Origin of the sequence: Actinoalloteichus caeruleus (genome assembly GCF_049311605.1) — a bacterium.
GTDB lineage: Bacteria > Actinomycetota > Actinomycetes > Mycobacteriales > Pseudonocardiaceae > Actinoalloteichus_B > Actinoalloteichus_B caeruleus.
Genome location: NZ_CP186005.1, coordinates 2,075,643 through 2,098,652, shown reverse-complemented (window position 1 = coordinate 2,098,652; position 23,010 = coordinate 2,075,643). Strand labels below are relative to the sequence as shown.

Below are 23,010 nucleotides of genomic sequence, written 5' to 3'. Positions count from 1 at the left end.
CCGACTTCGACGAGCTGACCACGCCGGCCCTCGTGGTCGCGGGCGACCAGGACCAGTCCGCGCTCTCGACCCCGTGGCCCCGACTGTTCACCGACGTCTACCACCGCAGCCCGGGTGTCCGGGGTTCGCTCACCCTGTTCGGGGCCGAGCACATGCTCGGCGGGATCCACGCCTACCACGCCGAGGACATCACCGACGAGAGCCCCGAGCGGGTCGCGTTGGTCCGACGGGCCTGCTGGGCCTACCTCCGCCACGCCCTTGGGATCGACGACATCGCGTGGCAGCAGGTGCGGACCGAACTCGCGAAGACCACCGACCCGATCGGCACATCGTCGACAAGTGACACGCGGTCCGGTGCGACCCGTCTTCCTCGACCCGTCCGAGGAGAACGGGCTCGGACCCTCGATCGCCGCGACGGCGAGCGACCGGCAGCGATGCTCGCTCATCGCCGTCGCCGGGGCGTCGTGCGACCCGCTTCCCCAGGGGGCGCTCCGAGTACGAGGATCAGGACGGCGGCCCTCCCGAGCACCGGAGCGACCAGCCAGGTCCCTCCGCTGGCAGTGGAGAAGTAGGCCGAGACGACACCGGTGGAGCTCGCATCCGGGAGCGGGAGACGGTCGAACGGCCACGATGACCACCTGGAGCGGTGTCCGGACGGGACGAGATGCGGGTGACCAGCCGCGGCACGGGTGCGCACCTGGTGCGGGGAGGCCCGCTGGCACAGGTTCGACGGGGTCGTTCCGAGCGGCCGAGACCGCGACGACCGGCGGGGGGCGCGGCACACCGGATCCCGGAGGGGCGCACGACCGGGGGCGTCGCGCGTCCTCGATCGACGGTGGCCGGCAGGCGAGGCGGCGGCGGGCCGCGCGGGAACCCCCGGCCTGCCACGATGGGCAGCGGCCGCCGGATCGGTAGCGATCGGAGGCGCGTCCGGCCGGCAGGTCGGCCCCGTCGCCCCGGGGACGAGTCGGGTCAGTACAGGTGGTCGGCGGCGTCGGCCAGCACGTCGGCCAGGTGGTCGACGCGGTCCCGCCCGAAGCGGATCTGCCAGTCCGGCACTCCGGCTCCGTCGAGGGAGAGGGTCACGTAGTCGTGGTCCTCGATGTGGAGGACGAGGGCCGCGACGCCGACGACAGGGTTCCACACCGACCACCGGCCAGGCTGTCGGTCCCGGACGGCGTCAACGAGTTCGACGACCTGGTGCGGGTCCAGTCCGGCGGTGGCCTCCGGCAGGCGGGCGAGTCTGAGCAGCAGTCGGCCCGAGCGGGAGATCTCCGCGATGCTGGACACTCCGCGTCGCTGGCTGATGTGGTAGCCGGGCAACACGCGAACCCAGGAGACGGGTGCTTCCAGCAGGGTGGGCTGAGTCACGGACATCGCATCCCCCGGGATGGTTGGACGGGTGGGACCGACCGGATGTGGCGGGGGTGGTGGCCGCTCGACCCGCGATGTCGAACCTCCACCGTCTGGTCGTCCCGGTCAGGACGACGCGGCGAGCCAACGCTGCCTGCCGGGTCGCGCCGGCACCCAGCATCCGCCACGGCTCAGTTCCCGGCGCCGGACGCGGTGTGCCGCCGCCGGCTCCGGGAGGTGCAGCAGTTCCTCGATCACGTCGGCCGCCGGTCCGTTCGCCCGCCACAACACGGTACGGGGAAAGAAGATATCGGCTTCGTCCGCCGGCATCCTGACCGCCTGCGCGTCGTCCTCCCCGTATAGCTGGAGGAGGTCGATAACACCGTCGTGCAAGCTGATTCCGGTCACCGCGACCAGGTCACCGTTCTCGTCGCGCGGGTGCAGGAATCGGAAGCCCCGCGCCATCATGGCTCGTAGCCTGTCAGCGATATCGGTCATGAAGGAACCCATAACTGTCGGCGTTTCACGGCACGCACAGCGTTGTGCGAATCGAGCGGTCGCGCGGCGACACGTTGTCCCGAGCGGTCAGGACAGGATGTAGTCGAACTCGCCGTCCTTGGCTCCGGAGAGGAACGCGGCGATCTCGGCCCTGGTGTAGATCAGCGCCGGGCCGTCCGGATAGCGGGAATTGCGTAGCGCGATCTCACCGCTGGTGAGTTTGGCGACCTCGACGCAGTTGCCGACCGCGCCACTCTGCCGACTCTTTCGCCAGGACACTCCGTCCAGGAGTCTGGCCGGTATCCCGTTGCGGATCTCGTCCATCGGACTCTCCCACCTCTCCGACTGCCACCCGGAGGCCGGATGCACGTGCATTTGACCGTGCATCTAAAGCTAGCACGGCGACGTGCACGGGCGTATGCACGTGCAGCAGGAGGGTGATGTAGATCACTGTAACGGGCAGCGTTCGGGCGATTGCCACCGGCCACCCCGCCCCCACCACCAGCGCGTTCCGGCGAGACCGCGAGCGGGAAAGCGATATCCGCCCCGGGCGGCCGGGCCGCCCTGACCGCCGGCCAGCCGGTCCGAACGGTTCGAGCCGCCCCGCTCGGCACCGCGCCGACGCCCAGGCCCACGAACCGTCGCCACCCGGCCGCCGCCCCTCCTCCAGCGCACACACCCGACCCCGAACCGCTCACCCGACCAGGGGCCACACCCGGGGCGGGCCTGAAGGGCGGCACCCCGGACACGGGACGGAGGACGTCCCCAACCCGCACCCGGCGGACGGAGAGGACGGGGCGGATTCGGACGGTGGCACCGGGACCGCCTCGGCCACGACGGCCACGCCCACAGCCCGTTCCCCACCGACCCGCCACGACGACGGCCGCGGACGACGACCCGGGCGGGCAGCGCTCAGGCCAGGCGGTTCCGCACCTCGTTGAGGATCTTCTTCGTCTGCGCGGGGGTGGCGGCGTCCAGGGTCAACCGGTGGAAGACCTGGCTGTAGAGGTCGATCTCCGCCGGCTTGTCCAGGTACAGCGCGCCACACAGGTGTTCGAGGTAGACGATGTCCGGCAACTCCGGCTCGGCGAACCGCAACATCGTGAAGGCGCTCTCGGCGGAGGACCCGCGCGGGCCGAAGGGGACGACCTGGAGCGAGACGTTCGGCAGTTTGACGAGTTCGAGGAGTTCCTCGACCTGCTCCCGCAGCACCTCCGGGCCACCGAGCGGACGGTGCAACACCGACTCGTCGATCACGGCCCACAACCGGGGCGGCCGGGGATAGGTGAACACCTTCTTGCGCTGCATGCGCAGGGTCACCCGGCGCGACACCTCGTCCTCCGAGGCGTCGGGGATACCGCGTCGGACGACGGCCCTGGCGTAACGCTCGGTCTGCAACAGACCGGGCACGAACAGCACCTCGTAGGTCTGCACGCGGGAGGCGGACTCCTCCAGCCCGACGTAGTCCTGGAACCAGCGCGGCATCAGGTCGCTGTAGCGGTTCCACCACCCCGGCTGGTTGGACTGCCGCACGAGGTCGAGGAAACTGCCGCGTTCCGCCTCCTCGTGCACGCCGTAAAGGGTCAGCAGGTCGGCGACATCGCGTTCCTTGAAGCTGACACGACCGAGCTCCATCCGGCTGATCTTGGACTCGGAGCCGCGAATCGCGTGTCCGGCGTCCTCCCGGGAGAGGTCCCTGGCTTCCCGCAGCCTGCGCAACTGCCCACCGAGGACCATTCGCCGCGCGGTCGATCCGCTGTGCGCGGACTCACCCGTGGCCACGCCACCTCCCACCAGCCCACTGCCAGTCCAACTCCCCGTCCTTACCGGATCGCCCGCGTCCGGTCGAGCAGGGCTGCCCGAGATTCACCCGTTCATATCAAGCTACACCGGGTGGTGATGCGTCCCGAGCGGAGCATTCGTCATCCTGTTGGGCCGCATCGACGGCCGAGGACGGCGTTCTCAGCAGGATCACGCGGAACCCGGAACCGGTGGCCTCCGTCACGGATCACCGCGTCTATCCTTGAGATCCTTGCCACGCCAGGAACAGTAGGTCTGCCTATGCCACGTTCTGATGAATCAGCAGCCCACCAGTTCGTGACGCCGCCGATGAACGGTGTTCGGGCGAGCATGGCCAGGGTCTACGACTCACTCCTGGGCGGCAAGGACAACTACGAGGCCGACCGCGAGGTGACCCGGGACGTGCTCGGGGTCTTCCCCGAGGCGAGGCAGGTCGCTCGTGAGCACCGGCGATGGCTGAGCAGGGCGGTGCGGTACCTGGCCGGCCGCCGGGGGATCGACCAGTTCCTCGACCTCGGTTGTGGCCTGCCCACCGACGAGAACGTGCACGAGATCGCGCAGCGGGCGAACCCGGAGGCCCGGGTCGTCTACGTCGACGTCGACCCGATCGTGATCGCACAGGGCCCGGCGTTGTTGGAGGAGAACGACCGCACCCACTTCGTGGCCGGTGATCTGGCCGAGCCGGACATCCTCCTGGCTGACCCGACGCTAACCAGGTACCTGGACTGGGAACGGCCGGTCGCGCTGCTGCAGTGCCTGTCCCTGGTGTACCTGGGCGCCGACCGCCGGCCGCACGAGGTGGTGCGCCGCTACGTCGAGGCGTTACCGGCCGGGTCGTGCGTGGCGATGAGCCACCTCCTGGACCCGGGGGACGGAGGGCCGGTCAGCGCGCTGGCCCGCGAGGTGGCGGCGGTGTACGAGGCCAGCTCGATGACCTCGGTGCACTTCCGGGCGGCGGCGGAGATCGAGTCCTACTTCGACGGCCTCGAACTCGTCCGACCCGGGCTGACCCGCCCGTCGGCGTGGTGGCCCGACGGGCCCCGGCTCAACCCGCCCCCGGAGTCCGACCGGGTCGTCGTGGTGGGGGTCGGCGTGAAGCGCTGATCGCAGGATCGCCGGGGTGGCGGTGCGGTCCGTCCACACCGGCCGGTCCCGGGCCTCGCCCCGGGGGTACGGTTCCGCCGGTCAGATCGGGACGTCCCGCTGCGAGCCCCGACGTGGTCCGGGCTTCGCCGGCGCGGTGGAACTCCTCCCCCGGCCGACGCGGGGAGCGGTGTCGGAGGTCCCGCCGGTCGAGGGAGGAGGACGACGTTGGGTGACTACCTGCTCTGTTCCAGTCCGATCCACGGTCACGTGAACCCGCTGCGCGGACTGGGCGCGGGTCTGGTGCGAGCCGGGCACCGGGTGCGGATGCTGACCGGAGCCCGCTTCGCCGACGCGGTGGCGGCGGTGGGCATCGAACACGTGCCGCTGCCCAAGGCGTGCGACTACGACTACCGGCGGTTCGACGAGCTGTTCCCGGGGCGCGTCCCGCTGACCGGGATCCGGAAGCTCGCCTTCGACTACGCGGAGGTCTTCGCCGCCTCGATGCTCGGCCAGTACCGGGCGTTGCGGGCGGAGCTGGACCGGGACCCGGCGGAGGCGCTGCTGGTGGAACAGTCGTTCCTGGGGGTCCTCCCGCTGTTGGCGGGTCCACCGGCGCGAAGGCCCCCCGTCGTGGGTGCCGGGGTCTTCCCCCTGGCGCAGTCCAGTCGGGACACCGCGCCGTTCGGCATGGCGCTGCCGCCGCTGCGGTCACCGCTCAACGCGCCCCGCAACGCGGTGCTCACCTGGGCCGCCCGCGAGGTCGTGTTCCGTGCGGCCCAGGACCGGGTGAACCGGGGGCTGCGGGAACTGGGACTGCCCCGCCTACCGGAGTTCGTGCTCGACTGGCCCGTCCTCGCCGACCGGTTCACGCAGTTGACGAGCGCGGGTTTCGAGTACCCGAGGAGCGACCTGCCCGCGTCCTTCCGGTTCGTGGGGCCCCTCCCGCCGAGCGGCCCCACCGCGTGGACGCCCCCGCCCTGGTGGTCTGAGCTCGACGACGCTCGCCCCGTCGTGCACGTCACGCAGGGGACCATCGACAACGTCGATCTCGACCGCCTGGTCGGGCCGACGGTGCGCGGCCTGGCAGGGAAGGACGTCCTGGTCGTGGTGGCCACCGGGGGACGCCCCGAGTCGGCGGTGCCGGGCGCCGCCGCGCTCCCGCCCAACGTGCGGGTGGAACGGTTCCTCGCCTACGACCGGCTGCTGCCCAGAGTGGACGTGCTGGTCACCAACGGGGGCGCCGGGGGGACGCACCAGGCGCTGGGGGCCGGCGTGCCGCTGGTCGTGGCCGGGGACAGCGCCGACAACCCGGAGAACGCCGCCAGGGTCGCGTGGTCGGGTGCCGGGATCGACCTGCGCACCGGAACGCCGCCCGCCGAGGCGGTCGCCGACGCCGTGGAACGGGTGTTGCGGGAGCCCCGGTACCGGGCCCGTGCGCGGGAGTTCGCCGCCGAGATCGCGGGATGCGACGCGCCTGCCTCGGTCGCCGCCGAGTTGGCCCAGGTGGTCGCCGACACATCCCGTCTACCCGGGGCCGCCGGCCCGGCACCAACCGGACCCGCCCGCACCGACCCTGACCACGGCACGCCCGCGGCCAGACCAGGATGAGCCGGCCACCGTCACTCCTCGAGTCGGTCCTCGCGCGGGGCAGCCGCGGGAGAAGCGGTAGCCGCGTTCCCCGACCACGGTGTCCACGTCGGCTAAATCGGCGACGAGGCCGACCAGGCGGGCTCGTCGCAGCCCGCCTGGTCGGGGTCCCGGATTCCCGCTGTCGGCCCCTACCTGGCAGCCCCCACCTGGCGGGCCACCCGGCCGGGCCGCCCGCCAGGTCGAAGGACTCGGGAGCGAACCGGGCCGGCTGGCTCGGACACCTGGCGTGGACGAACCAGTGGGCGGCCTATCTGGTTGGCGCCGTCGTCGTGATGGTGGTGACCGGGATGGTAGGAGTGGTCCTGGTGATGGCCCCGCAGTGACGGTGGCCGGTCACCCCGGTTGCGGAGCGGGGGGCGGTATTGCCGCCGCCCTCGCTCGGGCCTGGAGCAGAAGGGCTGGTTTCTAGGGCATCGACCGATACAACTGTGCCCCCCGGACGGCCGGGGGGCACAGCGTGTGGTGGTCAGTATCGGTTGTCTTTCACGGCGGCCACGAACCCGGCGAACACAGGTGCAGGGACGACGATGGCGCCGCCAGTGCGGTTCTTGCTGTCGCGGACACCAACGATGCCCGGGCCCACACCGATCTCAACACAGTTCTGCGTGCTCGACGCGGATGAAGTGTGCCATCGACTGAGCGTCACCTGGTTTGTCGTGCGCGTCATGCGCGTTTCCTCCATCGGTCAACATACTCGGCGATCAGGTTTCGGCTGGCGGTGCGACTCATCGCCAGACCGGTGATCGCCTCTGTGGCTCGGGCATACTCTCGGGTCTGCACGCGGCCATCGATCAGGGTCGACGACCGCAGGCCGTCGATGTGTACCACCGGCCACCCCGCTGAAAATTCGAGAAGCATGAATGCGCCGGTAAGCCCCGCATGTGCGCCCCTGTCGAGCGGCACAACGTGAATAGGCATCTCGTCCGCCAGCTCCACCAGGTGTTCGGCCTGTGCTGCCATGACCCGCCAATCGCCGACGGGCCGCACCAATGCAGCTTCATCGATCACTGCACGGTAGGTAATGGTCGGCAAGATCTTCTGTCGAGCCAGACGCGCAGCGACGCGCCGATCGATTTCCGAACCTGCCGTTACGCCCGAACCCCTGATGGCAGCGGCAGCGAAATCCGCAGTCTGCAGCAGGCCCGGCACGAGCACGATCGCGACATCCGTGATCTGAGTTGCTTGGGCTTCCAGCGCCGCGAGAGGGCGAAGGGTGCTTGGTACGTCGTCCGCGTCCCACCACGCCGGCTGGGTGAGGTCCGCGTGGAGGTCGAGCAACTCGGCCCGGGATGTTCCCGTGACACCGAGGGCTTCTAGAACGTTCACCAGGTGACTGCGGCCGATATCCCTCTCGCCGGTCTCCCATCGGTGGATCGTGGTGCGCCCGACGCCGACGTGGCTGCCCAGATCCTCCAGGGTGAGACGCGCGGCTACCCGCTGCCTCCGCAGCTCGCCGCCGATGGTCCTGGAGCGCGCCGTCCACGTCATGTGGACATCCTAAACACTCCTGTCGCCGGGAACGGATTCCCTCATCTGGGGTATTGCGCCCGTTTCCCCGGGGAAACAGGATATCCCCGGGGAACCTGCCAGTTTCCACCTTCCCTTCACACGAAGGTCCGCAGCTGCTCACGGCTAGACGATGCGGCTGCGGCTGGCATGCCCGTTGGGCTCCCCAATCCCGGAGGCACGTTGTCACCCAGAATTCGCGCCCAGCGCCTCGACGGAACGCCCTGTCTGCTCGAGGTCCGCTCGACCAGCTTGGGTGCTCGCCTGTACGTGACATCGGCTGGGCACCGCTCGTACGTGGACGTGCCCGCCGGCAACTCCCAGTGGCTCAGCCTGTGCCTGTGGTGGCGGGGCCACCCGACCCAGCATGAGCTCCGGGGGGCGGACGGCCGGCCGACTGTGGTGACGATCAGTCCCACGCTGCAACGGTCCGCTCTCCTCGCCCTGCCCACACAGACGGTGGTGGTCGACGCCGAGGGGTCGATCCGGTTGGGAGCGGCGGTCGACGCTGCTGTCGCAGAACAAACGCCCGTTCGCCCTGTCGCGCGCGCGTAGGAGGCCCTGTGTACTTCCCCGCAGATCTGACTATCGTTTGCACCGACCTCGAGGGCACCCTGTGGCCGAACGAGGGGGGCTCACTGGAAGCATATGCCCGCGGATACCACACCAGTGCGCGATCCAAGCTACCAACCGGCCTGTGCGATGCACCGGATGGCATCACCCTGGTGGACCGTGTCATCCGATACCGGACATTCGATGGACTCCCGACCGGGCCTGATGACGTACGAGACACCGTCCGCCGTATCGACGCCGCGTTCGGGAGAATGTTTCCCCTAAGTATTCGGCCATACGAGGACGCCCTGGTCGCGATGCGCGACCTTCGGGTCTCTCCGCTTCATCACTGCACGGTAGTGACGGCCAATAGCGCGCTCGCGACGATCCTCAAAGTGACGTCGGCGGGCATGACAGGAGTGCTCGACCTGGAATCTGGGGCATATGGATGCGAGCACGTCGATCGGGGTGCTCTGGTGGAGCTCGCGTCGCACCGGGTAGCAGAAACGTTGCAGCTGGCGAGTGTGTCCCCGAAGCAGGTGGTCGTCATCGGTGACACGGTCGCGGATGCTGAGGCCGCGCGGCGTGCGGGCACCTCCTTCCTTGGGGTGCTGACGGGCTCCGGGACGGCGGACCAGCTGGCGGCGCATATCTCGACGTGGTCGGAGCTGACGGGGATGCCCACCGGACACGGCTACGACTACCCGTCGCCGGGTGTGGGGCGGGTGGTCGACAATCTTCGCGGCGTAGCGGCGTTGACGCGGGAGCTGACCACGGAGGCGCTGACCTCGGTGGAACGATCACCGGCACGTCCGACTGTTGCCCGCTCGCGAATGGGTTCCAAGTCCTTCGTCGTCTGACGGCGCAGGTAGTGCGGCAGGCCCGCCTCGATGTGAGGCGGGCCTGCCGCATGTTCGCCTCATATCCGACGTTGACCTCTCAACCGCCGCCTGCGCCAGCGGGCCACCACGGGGGCTGGTCACAGGGCCGCCTCCCGATTGGGCCTGGACAGCGGTTCCGGGTCGGGTTTGTCCGGACGGCCCCTGGGGAGCCCGGGGGCACCGGAAGCATCGAGGACGAGGGCACTCCGAAAACGCCGTTCATCCACGTGACGACCGAGAGCGCACGTGCACATCCTGGCCCCTACCTGCACCTCGGCCGACGGGCAGGGGCCGACGGGCACTGATATGGGTGGTTCTCCTAGCTGCGGGTCCTGGAACAGAACGGGCACATACCAACGTGACGGTCTGACGTCGCCCCGCCGTCGCCCAGCTCCCCTTCGGGCGCCGGGCAGAGGGCCGTCACGCTCCCCACCCGAACCTGACGAAGCAGCGGGTGCCCCGACGTCACGCGTGTCCTGGTGCGTAGGCCGAACGAGTGGCTATGCCTATCAGGCATAGAAGCGAATCCGACTCTACGTAGTGTTCCGAGCACAGCAAGTCGCGATGATGGGAGAGGACATGACCGCGTTCGGCCTGACCCGTTCCAAGACCCGACCGCCCGCCACGCAGACGGCGCCCAACCTCGTTTACGACCCGGTGAGCCAGATCAACCGCACGCCCAACGGAACCCTAGCCATCACCGACGCAACGACTCGTGCCGCCGGCACGCCCTGCGACACACGGCACGACAGCCAGTGGTTCACGGACAAGGACGACTGAACAGCGCGGCCTTCGGCGACAACCGATAATCACTTAAGGTAGCTGACCAGGTACCGTGAGCAACGGCAGGAAAGTGTGACCGTGTTCGTGCTGACCCGCTCCAAGACCCGACCACTCGCCACGCAGACGGCGCCCAACCTCGCCTACGACCCGGTGAGCCAGATCAACCGCACGCCCAACGGAACCCTAGCCAACACCGACGCAACGACTCGTGCCGCCGGCACGCCCTGCGACAGACAGCACGACAGCATACAGATCACCAACACCAACGACTGACGGTGACAGGAGACATGCCTGCGACCATCCTGGTTATCACCAGGCCCTGCGATATCACGGCAGACTTCGTGATCTGGGAACTCCTACAGCGGGACGGAGTGGAGGTACATCGGTTCGATACCGCCGACCTCGTGACAGGAGCCGTCACAGTGAGGGCGCATCTCACTGACAATGGGTGGCGGGGCACACTGTCGGACCGATATCGGCAGACCGACCTGAGCTCCGTACGTTCCATCTGGTGGCGCAAACCCAGCGGGTACGGACAGCACTCGGACACTCCCGAGCAGGCATGGGTGGCCGCCGAAGCCGAGTACGGCTTCGGCGGCCTTCTCTCAGCCTTATCGAACGTGCACTGGGTGAACCACCCGCACCGCAATCGGTACGCCGACGACAAACCTCTCCAGCTCGCCCTGGCATCCAGTCTCGGTCTCACCGTCCCCCCGACCACCATCACCAACGATCCGGCGACCGCCGCCAACCGGGCCACCGCCATGAAGACCATCTACAAGCCGTTCCGGGCCGGGCTCCGGCTACCCGACGGCAGCCGGACGATGCTGTATGCGGACGCGGTCGAGGCGGACGAACTCGGGGCCGGCGTGGCTGGTGCCGCTCACCAGTTCCAGGGGCAGGTCGACTGCGACTACTCGGTTCGTCTCACCTCCGTAGGCGATCGCCTGTTCGGAGTGCGAATCGACAGTCCGAGCAGGGCGATCGACTGGCGAGCAGATCACGATGACTTGCGGTACCGCCCCATCGACGTGCCGTCCGACGTTGCCCTCGGCGTGCGCACCCTAAACAGGACGTTGGGATTGACCTATTCCGCATCGGACTGGGTCATCACCCCAGACGGACGATGGGTTTTCCTGGAGAACAATCCGAACGGGCAGTGGGCCTGGCTTGAGGACGCCCGTGGGCCGATCACCACAGCCCTGGCCGACGAACTTATCGAAGGAGCCTCATGAGCAACGCGACAGCGGACTATCGCCGCCTACTCCGGAGTCAGCTCGCCGAGATTCTGCGCACGGGCGGTTCCCTCGCCGACCCCGCGCTCCTGGCTGCCTTCACGGACGTGCCCCGGGACCACTTCGTCGACGACTTCGCCGTGCACACCCCGGACGGGCTGTCGTGGATCTCGCGCGACGACCCCGCACGACTGAGCTACATCCACAGCGACACCACGTTGATCACCGAGATTGATTCCCACGGCACCCCCATCTCCTCGAGCACGGCGCCGTCACTGATGGCGACGATGCTGGAAGCACTGGAGCTGCGCGGCTCGGAACGGGTGCTGGAGATCGGAACGGGAACGGGCTACAACGCGGCGCTCCTCTGCCACCGCCTGGGCTCCCACCGGGTAGTCACCGTGGACATCGAACCGGGGCTCACCCTGACGGCCGCCGCCCGGCTCGACGACCTGGGGTACCAGCCGACCGTCCTCACCGGAGACGGAGCCGAAGGCGCGCCGCGGCACGGCCCGTTCGACCGGCTGATCACCACCTGCGGGCTCACATCGGTGCCCGCCACGTGGCTGCGACAGGTCCGACCAGGGGGACGGATCCTGGTCAACCTCGGCTTCGGTCTCGTGTCCCTGCTCGTGCTGGAGGACGGAACCGCCGAGGGCGGTGTCCTCGACTTCGCGGCCTTCATGCCGCGCCGAACTAGCGTCGACGACCCGGCTTCGGGCCCCCACGACATCCCCCGTAACAGCGGGCGCCCGGCCCGACGGGACACACTGCCAGAAGCCCTGGATGACCGCACTGGCCGCGCGCTGCTGTCGCTGCACCGTCCCGGCTTGTGGAGGGGGTCCTGCCTCGACGATGACGGCCGGGTCGTCCACCTGCTCAGAGAACGGCCGACGGGAGCATGGGTTCGGGCCACCGAACTGGACGACGGCTCCGTCGAGGTCTTCCAAAGCGGTCTGCTGTGGGATTCGGTGATTGCCACGTTGCGCGAGTGGGAAGAACTCGGCCGTCCGGACATTACGGCGTATCGAGTCCGTGCGGATGCGCAGGGCCACCACGTCCTGGCTCCATAGTCCGGAGCGCGAAGGGGGAGCGATCGACACCGGTTGGTCGCTCCCCCTTCGCGTGTCAGCGCTGAGTCTGGCTCAAACACGAGTCGAGGCGCTACCGTGAGTTTGCCTCTTCGCCAGGAGGTCTGCCCCCGGCCGACGGGCCGGGGGCGCGGAGAGGCCTCTGGCGAATGGAGCACGATGGAAAACACGCACAAAAACACGCACATTGGGCAGCGAATTCGCGAGCTCCGCCGCTGGCGGGGCATGAGCACCACGCTCCTCGCTGATCTCGCTGGAATCTCGCAGCCACACCTCTCACGCCTCGAACGCGGCCTCCGGCCACCGACTCGCAGGGCAACTATCGACGCCCTCGCAAACGCGTTGCGGGTTGCCGTCACCGATATCACCCAGGACCACACCCACCGTCCGGACACCACCCGGCACGACATCATCCACGATCTGACCGACCTCCTCAGCTGGTACCCGGGCGACAGCCCCGAAGGACCGGTACTCACACCTGATGCTGTCGCACGGGCGGTGGGACAGGTGAATTCGGCCCGCCACGTGTCCGACTACCGCACCCTCGCATCCGTGGCCAGCGACGTTCTTCCGAGTCTGCTCACAATGTACGAATCCAGGTCCGACCAGCAACGGCGGACCGCCGCGCACCACCTGGCTGACCTCTACCAAGCGGCTATGGCAGCGCTGAAGACCTTGAGAAGCTCGCCCGGACTGCTCGACCTGGCAGTGGCGCACGTACGCACCCTGGCCGCGACGACCAGCGATCCCCAACACGAGGCACTGGCGGCGTGGATGCGATCGCAGTCCCAGGGAGCCGGCCGCCGTCCACGGCAGTACGCCCACGCGACCAGCGCGATCCGCACGCTGGAGCCGCACAGCACCGAACCCGGGGTTCCCGAAGGCCTGGGGCAGGTTCACCTGAGTGCCGCGCTCGCCGCAGCAGCGATGGGTCGTCGTGCGGACGCCTACGACCACATCGCCCGTGCCGACGAGATCGCAACGCGGGTGGGAGGCACGAGCGCATGGCGAGGCTTGTGGTTCGGCCCTCTGAACGTCGACGTGTGGCGCCTGGCGATCGCAGCAGAGCTGGGGGATCACGGGCAGGTCGACAAGCTGGGCAACCGAATCCTGCCGCGAATCGGGGAACTGCCGGCAGCGGTTCGGCGCGCCGACGTGTTCGTGGAGTGGGGCAGGGCGCTACTCGCGGACCGACGTACCGAGCAGCGCGGGCTTCAGTTGCTATTGCGCGCGGAACAGATCGCCCCCCTGATCGTGTACCGGTCGGACGTCATCCGATCTGCCGTGGCAAGCATGCTCGAACGGTCTCGAGCGGCTGCCGGTGGAACCGAACTGCGGGGACTCGCGCATCGAATGCGCGTCACCGCATAGCCCAGTCGAGTGGCTATGCCTCGGTGACATAGAACTCGCTATCCCACCCCATACGGTCTTGGGCAAGGGACGGCGCGAAGCACATGTGAGGGTCGGTCACCGTCCCCCGCCGACCCTCTTCACTCGCACCACAGGTGCGGTCGCCGGTCCGGAGATGCCACGGCAGGGACGTCTCCGGACCGGCGACTGGGAACGGGGGTCCTGATGACATTCACCGCTGACAGGCCGGGGGCGCCGACCGCCCCGACGAGGCGTATCCGGCCAGGGACAGCGGCCCCCGACGCTGTCCCCTTCCACCCACCTGCCTCCACTACAGGCTGGTTCGGTGCGGCGGCAGGGAGGCACGCCGCCGCACCCCCCTTACCGTCGTCCCCCGCCCCGCGCGCTCGTCGCGGGGGACGACCGGGGGCGGCACCCCCCGACAGGATTTCCGCCGCCCCCACCCAGCCGCCGACCCGGGCCGAATCGCCCCATCCCGGGCCGGCAGGGGCGGGGGCGGCGTTGAACTTCCCAGCTGCCCCCGCCCATCCCGCCCTCAGCGGCACCATTCCTCACTGGACGGATCCAGGGGAATGAGCAGGAGCAGGTTGATCGCGATCGCGCGAGACTGGTCAGCCACGGTCCCGGCGGTGGACCGGTCCGGCCGCCTCACCACCATCGCCCTCGCCGTCACCACAGATCGCACAGCGGTGGTGATACTCGGCCGCGGTGCGCCGTCGCGCCTGTCCCCCTCAGAGGGGCGACGCCTGTCAGCCGCACTGCGAGGGGGACAGGACTTCAGATTGTCCTTCGCGATGGGCATGACGTCGAGGACGCTGTCCGTGGCACCTACGGCCGGACTGGAACCCTTCGAGCTAGGCGTCACGCTGACCCTGTGGACGGGGTCCAACCTGGCGGCGCATTGGCCCCTGACGCTCAGCCCGGAGCCGACGCGCTCCTTCATTCGGCTGCTGGACGAGGGTATCGAGCAGTGCGTGCCAGGGAAGGTGAGGTGAGTGGTCACGCCCGATGTCCAGGTCGATGAGATCGTCACCATGCTGATCCCCCGCCTCGACGCGCGCCCCGCCTCTCGTGTTCGCCGGTACGCCCAGCCGCGCCGCTCACGCCGCGTGCGCCCCTTCCTCAAAGGGGAACGGTGAACGGGGGGCCGAACGACCTTCCGCCCGAAACCGTCATGCCCGGTATCGGAGTCGGGAGCGTGGAGGTGTGGTGGCCGGCGCAGTACCGGCCTGTGACGGTGGGGGTGGAGTGGAGTCGATTGGGTGTCGTGTTTCGGCCGGCCCACGCTCCCGCCGAACCGTTCGGTTTGCGACCCGTCGACGCTCGCCGTGTAGCCACGGCGCTGGCGGTGGTGGATGTTGTTGCGGAGGCCACGGTCATTCCCGTCCACCAAACGCTGATACGCCAGTCACTGCGGGTGACGACCCTGTCCAGCAGCGGAGGGAAGGTGCTGACTCTGACGGCACGTCCCGGATTCCCTGCTCTGACGTGGGTGCTGCCGATGGTGTGGCGCCCACCCCATCGCCGTGGGCTACGGCTCACCCGCCCGCACGATGCGGGGCAGCTGATCGGCAAGGCTGCTGAACGGTCCGACAAGAACAGAAGCAGGAACCAACGTGGCAGGTAGTGGGAAGTGGTGGGCCGGGGGCGCCGTGGTGCTGGTCGCCGGGGTGGTGGTGGCCTACCTGGCAGTGGCGCTGCCCTCCGGTGAGGCCGGGCAGGCGCACCCCGGCGATACGGGTACGGCCGTGAGCTCGGAGCCCGAGGAGCCGCCGGTCGACTCCCGATACCCACCGGTGGAGAACCCCATCGACATGCGGGCGCTCGAGCCCTGCGACCTGCTCCCCCCGGACGCCGCCGAGGAACTCGGGCTGGCCCCGGAGGGGGAGCTGGAGCGGCCGACCGGGCCGTTCGAACCCTGCCTGTGGCGCAACCGGGTCACCGCCACCGACGCGGCGGTGTACCGGGACATCGGGCGCACCGGGCTGGGCGAGGTGTACGACCGGCGCGACGCCTACGCCGTGTTCACCCCGATCACGATCGAGGGCTATCCGGCCGTCGCCGCGCAGCACGTCGAGCAGATGGGCAACTGCCAGGTCTTCGTCGGGACCGCCCACGACCAGCAGTTCGTCGTGCAGTCCGACAACGCGCTCTACCTGGAGGACGGCGTGACCGAGGCCGAGGAGTCGGACCCGTGCGCCCGGGCCGCCGACGTCGCCCGCGCCGTCCTGGTGCGGCTGCCCGCCGGAGACTGACGGAGGAGACGAACACCGTCCAGCCGATCGAGTGATGTTGAATTCCATCTCGCGAGAGACTGAGGGCAACAGTAGCCGGTACATCAGGCGCGCACTCGCCACCTGGCCCGCGCCCTCGATGTTGCGGATAATCCCCTCCGCGACGTCCAATCGGCTCGCCAGCTCGGCGGCGCTCAGATCTCTTCGCTGCGTGTGTCGCGTATTAGCTAGCCATTCAACCTAGACATACGCACAGCACATGCGAATTTTATGCGAGTGCTCAATCGGTATAGCGAGACTAGCCTGCATCAACATGCACAAATTGTCGATCATTCACACGGCGACGCCCAGTCGGATGATGTCACAACCGCGCACGCGAACATACCATGCATACTATGCGATCCAATGCACAGAGCACGCGGGAACTCAGCGATGCACAGCGGGCCGAGCTCGCGCGCGTAGTGAAACGACGCCGAACCGAAATGGGTTACCCCACCCAGGCCGCGTTCCGCCAGCACAGTGGGATCGCGCCCAGGACGATCGGGGCACTGGAGTCCGGGCAACCGGTGCGGTACACGACACTGGACTCCTTTGATCTACCGCTGGCGTGGTCGGAGGGAACCCTGGCCGACATCGCACGGGGCATGATTTCGCCGACCTCCTCGGTCGACATCCCCCACCGCTTCCCCCCGACATCAACCACCAACACACCGCCTCCGCCCACAGGCACACCTCCACCAACCGACGTGGACTGGACAGCGGTGGCGTCCATCCTGCACCGCCCACCCGGCACCCTCACACGAGCCGAGGTCGCGACAGTCCATCGCCTCCTCGCCCGCCTGGTTCGGGCGTTAGGCGTGGATGCAGCGGAGTCCTTCCTCGCAGGCCTCATCGCTGCACGAGCAGCTGATGACGAAGCCACGAACGGCAACGCCTGGTAGAACGACTAGCCCAAACGGGTTCTCCTGCGAACACCTCGACGGCGCGCCCCACTGACTCGCGAAGTCGTTTAATCTGCAACAGCTGCCGGGTAGTAACCGGACATTCCGACCCGCACAGATGCAGATGCTTCAGATGCACAGGGGAATACCGTGAGACAGAGACGAGGAGCCATGGGTGGCGCACTAGCGAGCGGCCCCTGGCGCTCATCGTCATCCACACCGCCAGATCCAGCACTACGCTTCACGCGCACCTCGTGCTCGCGGCGTTCAGCGTGGCGACCATAGCGTGGAACGGACACCTCGACCGCGTCGTCAACCGCGTCCGTTCGGTTCGCCGCCGAGATCGCGGGATGCGACGCGCCGGCCTCGGTCGCCGCCGAGTTGGCCCAGGTGATCACCGACACCTCCCGGTGACCCAGGGGCCGCCGGCCCGGCACCAACCGGACCCGCCCGCACCGACCCTGACCCCGGTATGCCCGCGGCCTGACCAGGATGAGCCGGCCATCGGCACTCGTCGAGTCGGTCCTCGCGCGGGGCAGCCGCGGGAGAAGCGGTAGCCGCGTTCCCCGACCACGGTGTCCAGTCCGTCGGCTAAATCGGCGACGAGGCCGACCAGGCGGGCTCGTCGCAGCCCGCCTGGTCGGGGTCCCGGATTCCCGCTGTCGGCCCCCACCTGGCGGCCCCACCTGGCGGGCCACCCGGCCGGGCCGCCCGCCGGGTCGGAGGACTCGGGAGCGAACCGGGCCGGGCGGCCGGGGGATGGCCTCGGTGTGCGGTCACGGAGGTCGGGACGAGCGACGGCCGTGACCGCCCCACTCACCCCGTGGTGTCGCCGAAGGTGCCGCTGAACGAGCACACCCCGCCGGTGGAACCCCGGCGGTTGGCACCCGGTTCCCACTCCACCTCGCCGCCGGGAGCGATCTTCACGTACTTGAACTCGAACGCGGTATCGGCCGGCAGGGTCACCGTGGTCCGCCACACCGGGTAGTCCGAGGAGGACAGGTGCACACCGGCACTCGGGTTCCAACTCCCGAGTTCGGGGATGCTGCCGACCAGGTGCACCTCCTGGCCGAACCAGGTCTCGGCCCGCACCCCGAAGGCGCACTGCCCGGGCTGCTCACCAGGCGGCCCCTCGCAGTCCTCCTCGCAGGGCGCACCGGTCTCGCCCACGTGCAGGGCCAGGACACCGTCGGTCGGAACGCTGGCCTGGAAACTCCCGTCACCGGCCACGGTCACCGCGGCCCCGGTGCAGGTGCCCTCACCGGTGGACCGGCTGCCGGTGGCCACGTCGCAGTAGGTGCCGGCGGGCAGCCCGCTGCGGAACGCCTGGTTGAGCGCCCCGCCCCGGTTGAACACGGCGAAGCCCTCCTGACCCCGGCCGAAGGCGATCGCCCGGCCATCGCCCGAGGTCCACCGGTGGGTGAGGGGCGCATCCCCCACCTGGTTGCGGAACCCGACCATGCCGGCGATCGCGGGATCGCGGTGCTCGCACAGCCACCCGTTGGCCCCGCACTCGGTGGGGGCGGTGATCGCCCCAGCCGGGTTGCCCGGCTGCTGCCCGGCGCTGGGCGGCCCCTGCTCGTTGTTGGTGAACCGGTAGCTGGACATCAGCTTCGGGGTGCCGAAAGGGTGGGCGAGCATGAACGCGGAGGCGACCCGGTAGGGGCCGGGGTTGTTCTGGAAGACCAGGCCGGGGTCGGACCGCTGGGTGTCGTGGTTGTCGACGAAGACGACGGCGTCCCCGCTGGGCAGGGCCATCTGGCCGCCGAGATCGTGCAGCCAGCCGAGGTTGCCGTCCCGCACGGCCGGGCCGACCTGCCGCTGGTAGCGGAACTCGGTGACCTGGCCGAGGTGCGCGTAGGCGGGGGGCTTCAGCTCCGGTGGGCCGCCGCCCTCGATGACCTCCTGGTAGATGTGGGGCCTGCCGCCGAAGTGTGGGACGTCGTCGAGCATGCCGTAGATGGCCTGGAGGTCGGCCTGCGGCATGTGCTTGGCGGCGTCGACGCGGAATCCGGCGACGCCGAGCCCGACGAGGTCGTTGAGGTAGTCGGCGATCCGGCCTCGGACGACGGGGTCGGCGGTGCGCAGGTCGGAGAGGGCGAGCAGCTCGCAGTGCCACACCTCGTCGGGGTTGTCCCAGTTGCCGATGTCGCGGCGGCAGTCGCCGAAGTGCTGGTCGTCGTAGCCGGCCGCCGGGTAGCGGTACTTGTCGAAGGTGTTGCCGTTGCTGCCCGGGCCGCTGCCGATGGAGCCGCTGCCGGCCATGTGGTTGATGACGGCGTCCACATAGATCTTGACGCCGTTGTCCCGGCAGGTCTCGACCATGTCGACGAAGTCGGCGCGGGTGCCGCGTCGGGTGTTGTCGAGCTGGTAGCTGACGGGCTGGTAGTCCTGCCACCAGGGGTGGTGGTCGTCGGCGAGGACGACGTGTTCCTGGGGCGGGGAGACCTGCACCCCGCCGAAGCCCGCCGGGCCGAGGACGTCCTCGCACTCCCTGGCGACCGAGTCCCACCGCCACTGGAAGAGGTGGACGAGGGTGTCGCCGTTGGCCTGGGCGGTGGTCTCGACGGGGGTGGTCGGGGTGGAGGTCGGGTCGGCGCTGGCCTGGGTGTCGGAGGCCAGGACCGGGATGGACGAGGCGGCCATGCTGACCAGCACGGCCGTGGCGATCGTCGCGACGTTGCGAACTCTCACCGGTTCCTCCTTGGGGGGCGGCGGGTTGCCCCGCCGGACCGGGCGGTTCCTCGGCGGACGGCAACCGAGGAACTGCAATAATTTTCAGTTGTGTGGTGAAGCTAACAGGTGCTGGACGAGTTGGGAAGGCGGCGACAGGACCACGGATGACGCTGCCCGGTACGGACGAATGGCGGTGTCAATCCGTTGAACTGCGACGGGTATCGCCGACGCGCGCTCGACCCACTCGGCGAGCACAGCGGTCGATCGTTCCAGTGTTGCAATTTTTTTCAGCTGGTTTGGCACCGGATTTCGGCGTGGGGTTGCCGCGCGGAGTCGCTCCGAGGCGGACCGCTCCCGCGCCGAGTGGATTCGCGTGGGAAGCGCGTCCCCGGCCGGTTCGGCCCGGCGGGTTCGAAGCCACGCCGACCACCGTGAACCCCGTGGCCGCCTCCCACGGGATTCGCGTCTCAGGCGACCTGGTCGCCGACGGGGTGGAGCATGCGGTCCAGCGAACGCAGGCACTGCCCGAGGGCCTCCCCGTACTCCTACGACCAGGGGCAACCGGACATCCTCATCTCCGGGCTTCCCTCCCCCGCCCTCTTGCCACAGAGATCCGCCGGTCAACGGTTTCGTGTCGGGTTTATCCGGAAGGCCTTTGGTTCGCTCAAGTCACCGGAGGTGTGGGGGACGAGGGCAGGCCGGGGGCGTCGTTCATCCACGCGACGTCCGATAGCGCACGCGCACACTGCGGTCCGTACCTGCACCTCTGCCGACGGACAGCGGCCGACGGAAGTGGAGTGGTACGGCCGGTTCTCCTACCTACGGGTCCTGGAACAGTACGGGCAACTGCCAATGTGACGTTTTACGTCCGGCGGATAGCGGCTAGCGGAGCTGCTCGAAGTCGGGTTCCCACTACGTCGCCCCCTCCGTCGACCAGCTCCCCTCTGGGTACCGGACGGGGCCGTCACACTTCCCACCAGGCACCCGGAGCGTGTGGGGCCGAGCTGCTTGTCCGGTATCGCGCGGTGTTGTCCACACGGGTGGTGAAGTCAGCCGCTCCGTCACGGGTAAGCAGGAGCAGGGGCTCGGCGGTGGTGAGGTCGAGCGTATCGGTGATTCCGCCGATCTTGCGAGTCGCGGTCACGGCGACGATGTCACCGCCGGGGGCGAGGCCGCTGAGGTGAGCACTGTTGCGCCGGCCGCGTTCACCGTTGAGGAGACACTTCGCGGCTCCCAGGACCCCCAGGGTGAGGCAGCCGCCGAGGAGGACCACGGTGGTGCCCTGGTCGAGGGTGAGGCGGGTGATGACGGTCAGGTCCGCCAACAGCTCACCCTCAGGTGCCCACAGCGGGGCGAGACGGACCTCGCTGTGGCCAGGGAAGGTGACGGCCGGCTCCGAGGTGAAGCGATAGGGCAGATGGGGGCCGAACTCAGCGTAGGCAGTGTTGCGGTCGGGGGCGCCGAGGACGATCAGGCTGTCGGGCTCGGCGTTGTAGTACTCGCCAGGGTGGAAGTCTCGGACAGTCGCGGCAGGGAAGAGCTGGGCGAGATGGACGCGGACGTAGAACAGGGCGTCGAGGTCGGCGAAGTTGGCGTAGCGTGCGTACAGCGAGTCGCTGGGCCGCTGCCTGGACCGCTCCGCAGCGGGAACAGCAGAGCAGATGACATCCACGCGGGAGCCGCCGGTGATCCCGAAGAACTGGCCCGGCCCGTTGGGAGCCGTACCCGCTGTGGTGGTGGGAGCGTCGCTGCCCGGCGGAGGCAGTTCGGCGACGTAACTGCCATCACAGATGAGTAGTGTGAGGGTGTCCAACGCCTGTCCAGCGTGACGGCGCACCGTCTTGGCCGAGCAGCCCAACACTCGCGCGAGGGACTCCTGCCGCTCGGTAAGGCTGGGCCAGGAATGCTCGCCCAGCAGATTGAAGTCAGCGGCAGCGTAGCGTCGCTCGTGCGGAGTTAACGCGTCAATCGCCCTACGCAAGGCCGCGACCAGGCGGGGGGTCTCACTCGCCGCATGAGACAGCGGCGGCGTCCGTGCCAGCAACAGCGCGCGAAGCGGGGCGCTGAGCGCCGTTACCGCCCCGGGGTGGCCGAGGGCGGGGCCCTGGCGCAGCCGCAGCAGCTCGGCGCGAACATCCTCCGGCGAGAGCCGAGGAGTGGGAATCGCCATTTGTCCAACCGTTGTCCCGTGGGCGAGATCTGTCCTGGTTTTAGGGCAACTGGTGGGATATCGCCCCTGATCGGGCTACCGGGATGGTGAGGACTCGCTTCTCACCGCTGGAGGTAACCGTCGCCGCCACCCTCGTACGGGTCTCGGGCTGGGGCCGCAGCCTCCACAGCCATCCCCCCTCCACCTCTGCTAATCCCGCTGCTGCCTCCGCGCGGCTCCGGCTGAAATCCGCCGCGTGAGGTTCCTGACCGCCCTCGTGCCCGGAAGGACATACGCCGACGCGAGGCCTTCCCCCCTTACCGAAGGAAGAAGGAGAAGACAGCCGTGGACAAGCGTCCAGCGAACACGTTGGTGCTCAACCCCGATGAGCTCGGTCCCGACCCGGTAGCCGGCATGGATCTGGCAGTGAAGCTGGGCATCGGGCATCTGGAGATTCGCTCGGCCGAGGGCGCCAATGCCATTACGTTGCCCGCCGGTCGGCTGCGGCACCTCCGTGCCTTGGCCGACGAGCGCGGCTTAGCGGCGGCGGCGCTCGCCTCTCCCCTGTGGAAGTGGTGTCGACCCGAGGCTATGCCGGGGCGCGTGGATACCTTCGGCTTTCCCACCCAGATCCCGCACGACGAGCGAATGGGCTGGATCAAACGGGCCATCGATGCTGCCGCCATCCTGGGTGCTCCGGTAGTGCGGGTCTTCTCCCACCTGAGGGTTGAGCCCAAGTTCACCGAGCAGCTCATTGGTGACCCATTGCTGCCCAGGGCGCTGGAGCTGGCAAACACGGCCGGGGTTCGCCTGCTGTTGGAGAACGAACCGGTGTGCACTCTCGCCCACGCCGAGCCTCTGCTGGAGGTTCTGGACCGGTACTCCGGGCAGGGCCTTGGTCTTTGGCTGGATGTGGGCAACCTCCACGAGGTTGGTCAGGCCACGGGCGAGGTGGTCCGCGCCTTGGCCCCGTACGTGGGCTACGTGCACGTCAAGGACTATCGGCCTGTCGAGGGCAGGCGGGTGTTCTGCCCAGCCGGTGAGGGCGTCGTGCCGTACGGGCAGGTGCTGCCGCTGCTGGACGCCGCCCGCCGAGGACTGCCATACGCGCTGGAGACCCATGTGCGTGATACCCCCGCTGACGCACTGACCACGGGTGCCGCGTTCCTGCGCACGGCTGTGCCCGGGGGCGTGGGGTGAGGCG

At 69.0% G+C, this 23,010-nt stretch carries 20 protein-coding genes; 12 read left to right on the top strand and 8 right to left on the bottom strand.

Annotated features, from left to right (window positions below):
* Positions 1 to 32: 32 nt before the first annotated feature.
* The gene (locus ACOJVX_RS09345; RefSeq protein ID WP_418154543.1) at positions 33 to 572 is read left to right on the top strand and encodes a hypothetical protein; all 540 of its coding nucleotides are present in this window, start codon (positions 33 to 35) and stop codon (positions 570 to 572) included.
* Between the two features lie 400 nt (positions 573 to 972).
* On the opposite strand, the gene ACOJVX_RS09340 is transcribed toward ACOJVX_RS09345, so the two are convergent.
* From ACOJVX_RS09340 to ACOJVX_RS09325, 4 genes are all read right to left on the bottom strand, one after another.
* The gene (locus ACOJVX_RS09340; RefSeq protein WP_418154541.1) at positions 973 to 1,377 is read right to left on the bottom strand and encodes a hypothetical protein; all 405 of its coding nucleotides are present in this window, start codon (positions 1,375 to 1,377) and stop codon (positions 973 to 975) included.
* A gap of 102 nt (positions 1,378 to 1,479) precedes the next feature.
* Positions 1,480 to 1,851 carry a hypothetical protein gene (locus tag ACOJVX_RS09335; RefSeq protein ID WP_418154540.1) on the bottom strand — a complete coding sequence of 124 codons (372 nt, stop codon included), beginning with the start codon at positions 1,849 to 1,851 and terminating at the stop codon, positions 1,480 to 1,482.
* Positions 1,852 to 1,938: 87 nt separating this feature from the next.
* Positions 1,939 to 2,175, bottom strand: a complete 237-nt coding sequence (locus ACOJVX_RS09330) for a DUF397 domain-containing protein (RefSeq protein ID WP_418154553.1) — start codon at positions 2,173 to 2,175, stop codon at positions 1,939 to 1,941.
* 588 nt (positions 2,176 to 2,763) lie between these two features.
* Positions 2,764 to 3,588 carry a helix-turn-helix domain-containing protein gene (locus tag ACOJVX_RS09325; protein ID WP_418154552.1) on the bottom strand — a complete coding sequence of 275 codons (825 nt, stop codon included), beginning with the start codon at positions 3,586 to 3,588 and terminating at the stop codon, positions 2,764 to 2,766.
* Positions 3,589 to 3,912: 324 nt separating this feature from the next.
* Between ACOJVX_RS09325 and ACOJVX_RS09320 the strand changes: the two genes are divergently transcribed.
* Both ACOJVX_RS09320 and ACOJVX_RS09315 read left to right on the top strand, forming a co-directional pair.
* The gene (locus tag ACOJVX_RS09320) at positions 3,913 to 4,755 is read left to right on the top strand and encodes an SAM-dependent methyltransferase (RefSeq protein ID WP_418154539.1); all 843 of its coding nucleotides are present in this window, start codon (positions 3,913 to 3,915) and stop codon (positions 4,753 to 4,755) included.
* A gap of 207 nt (positions 4,756 to 4,962) precedes the next feature.
* Positions 4,963 to 6,345, top strand: coding sequence for a glycosyltransferase (locus ACOJVX_RS09315; protein ID WP_418154538.1), 1,383 nt, complete (start codon positions 4,963 to 4,965; stop codon positions 6,343 to 6,345).
* A 508-nt stretch (positions 6,346 to 6,853) separates the two neighbouring features.
* Here ACOJVX_RS09315 and ACOJVX_RS09310 read toward each other — a convergent pair.
* Together ACOJVX_RS09310 and ACOJVX_RS09305 are read right to left on the bottom strand one after the other, a co-directional pair.
* Positions 6,854 to 7,054 carry a DUF397 domain-containing protein gene (locus ACOJVX_RS09310; RefSeq protein WP_418154537.1) on the bottom strand — a complete coding sequence of 67 codons (201 nt, stop codon included), beginning with the start codon at positions 7,052 to 7,054 and terminating at the stop codon, positions 6,854 to 6,856.
* On the bottom strand, positions 7,051 to 7,875 hold the full coding sequence (locus ACOJVX_RS09305) for a helix-turn-helix domain-containing protein (protein ID WP_418154535.1): 825 nt from the start codon (positions 7,873 to 7,875) through the stop codon (positions 7,051 to 7,053). Before ACOJVX_RS09305 ends, ACOJVX_RS09310 begins: the two co-directional genes overlap by 4 nt.
* Before the next feature lie 581 nt (positions 7,876 to 8,456).
* On the opposite strand from ACOJVX_RS09305, the gene ACOJVX_RS09300 reads away from it, so the two are divergent.
* The 8 genes from ACOJVX_RS09300 to ACOJVX_RS09265 all read left to right on the top strand — a co-directional run bounded on the left by ACOJVX_RS09300 (position 8,457) and on the right by ACOJVX_RS09265 (position 16,061).
* The gene (locus ACOJVX_RS09300) at positions 8,457 to 9,305 is read left to right on the top strand and encodes an HAD family hydrolase (RefSeq protein ID WP_422647425.1); all 849 of its coding nucleotides are present in this window, start codon (positions 8,457 to 8,459) and stop codon (positions 9,303 to 9,305) included.
* Between the two features lie 600 nt (positions 9,306 to 9,905).
* Positions 9,906 to 10,106 (top strand): putative ATP-grasp-modified RiPP, encoded by a 201-nt coding sequence (gene tgmA, locus ACOJVX_RS09295; protein ID WP_418154532.1) that lies wholly within the window; start codon positions 9,906 to 9,908, stop codon positions 10,104 to 10,106.
* 75 nt (positions 10,107 to 10,181) lie between these two features.
* Positions 10,182 to 10,382, top strand: a complete 201-nt coding sequence (locus ACOJVX_RS09290; protein WP_418154531.1) for a hypothetical protein — start codon at positions 10,182 to 10,184, stop codon at positions 10,380 to 10,382.
* 14 nt (positions 10,383 to 10,396) lie between these two features.
* Positions 10,397 to 11,344 (top strand): MvdC/MvdD family ATP grasp protein, encoded by a 948-nt coding sequence (locus ACOJVX_RS09285; protein WP_418154529.1) that lies wholly within the window; start codon positions 10,397 to 10,399, stop codon positions 11,342 to 11,344.
* Positions 11,341 to 12,417 (top strand): methyltransferase domain-containing protein, encoded by a 1,077-nt coding sequence (locus ACOJVX_RS09280; protein ID WP_418154528.1) that lies wholly within the window; start codon positions 11,341 to 11,343, stop codon positions 12,415 to 12,417. Before ACOJVX_RS09285 ends, ACOJVX_RS09280 begins: the two co-directional genes overlap by 4 nt.
* Before the next feature lie 177 nt (positions 12,418 to 12,594).
* A complete protein-coding gene (locus ACOJVX_RS09275) occupies positions 12,595 to 13,806 on the top strand; it encodes a helix-turn-helix domain-containing protein (RefSeq protein WP_418154527.1) in 1,212 nt (403 codons plus the stop codon).
* A 995-nt stretch (positions 13,807 to 14,801) separates the two neighbouring features.
* Positions 14,802 to 14,945, top strand: coding sequence for a hypothetical protein (locus ACOJVX_RS09270; RefSeq protein ID WP_422647424.1), 144 nt, complete (start codon positions 14,802 to 14,804; stop codon positions 14,943 to 14,945).
* A 477-nt stretch (positions 14,946 to 15,422) separates the two neighbouring features.
* Positions 15,423 to 16,061, top strand: a complete 639-nt coding sequence (locus ACOJVX_RS09265; protein ID WP_418154525.1) for a DUF3558 domain-containing protein — start codon at positions 15,423 to 15,425, stop codon at positions 16,059 to 16,061.
* A 1,736-nt stretch (positions 16,062 to 17,797) separates the two neighbouring features.
* Here ACOJVX_RS09265 and ACOJVX_RS09260 read toward each other — a convergent pair.
* Positions 17,798 to 19,675, bottom strand: coding sequence for a carbohydrate-binding module family 20 domain-containing protein (locus ACOJVX_RS09260; RefSeq protein ID WP_422647423.1), 1,878 nt, complete (start codon positions 19,673 to 19,675; stop codon positions 17,798 to 17,800).
* 946 nt (positions 19,676 to 20,621) lie between these two features.
* Entirely contained in the window at positions 20,622 to 21,827 is a 1,206-nt protein-coding gene (locus ACOJVX_RS09255; protein ID WP_422647422.1) for a hypothetical protein, read from the bottom strand.
* Positions 21,828 to 22,151: 324 nt separating this feature from the next.
* Here ACOJVX_RS09255 and ACOJVX_RS09250 point away from each other — a divergent pair, with 324 nt between their 5' ends.
* Positions 22,152 to 23,006, top strand: coding sequence for a sugar phosphate isomerase/epimerase family protein (locus tag ACOJVX_RS09250; protein ID WP_418154521.1), 855 nt, complete (start codon positions 22,152 to 22,154; stop codon positions 23,004 to 23,006).
* Positions 23,007 to 23,010 lie beyond the last annotated feature (4 nt).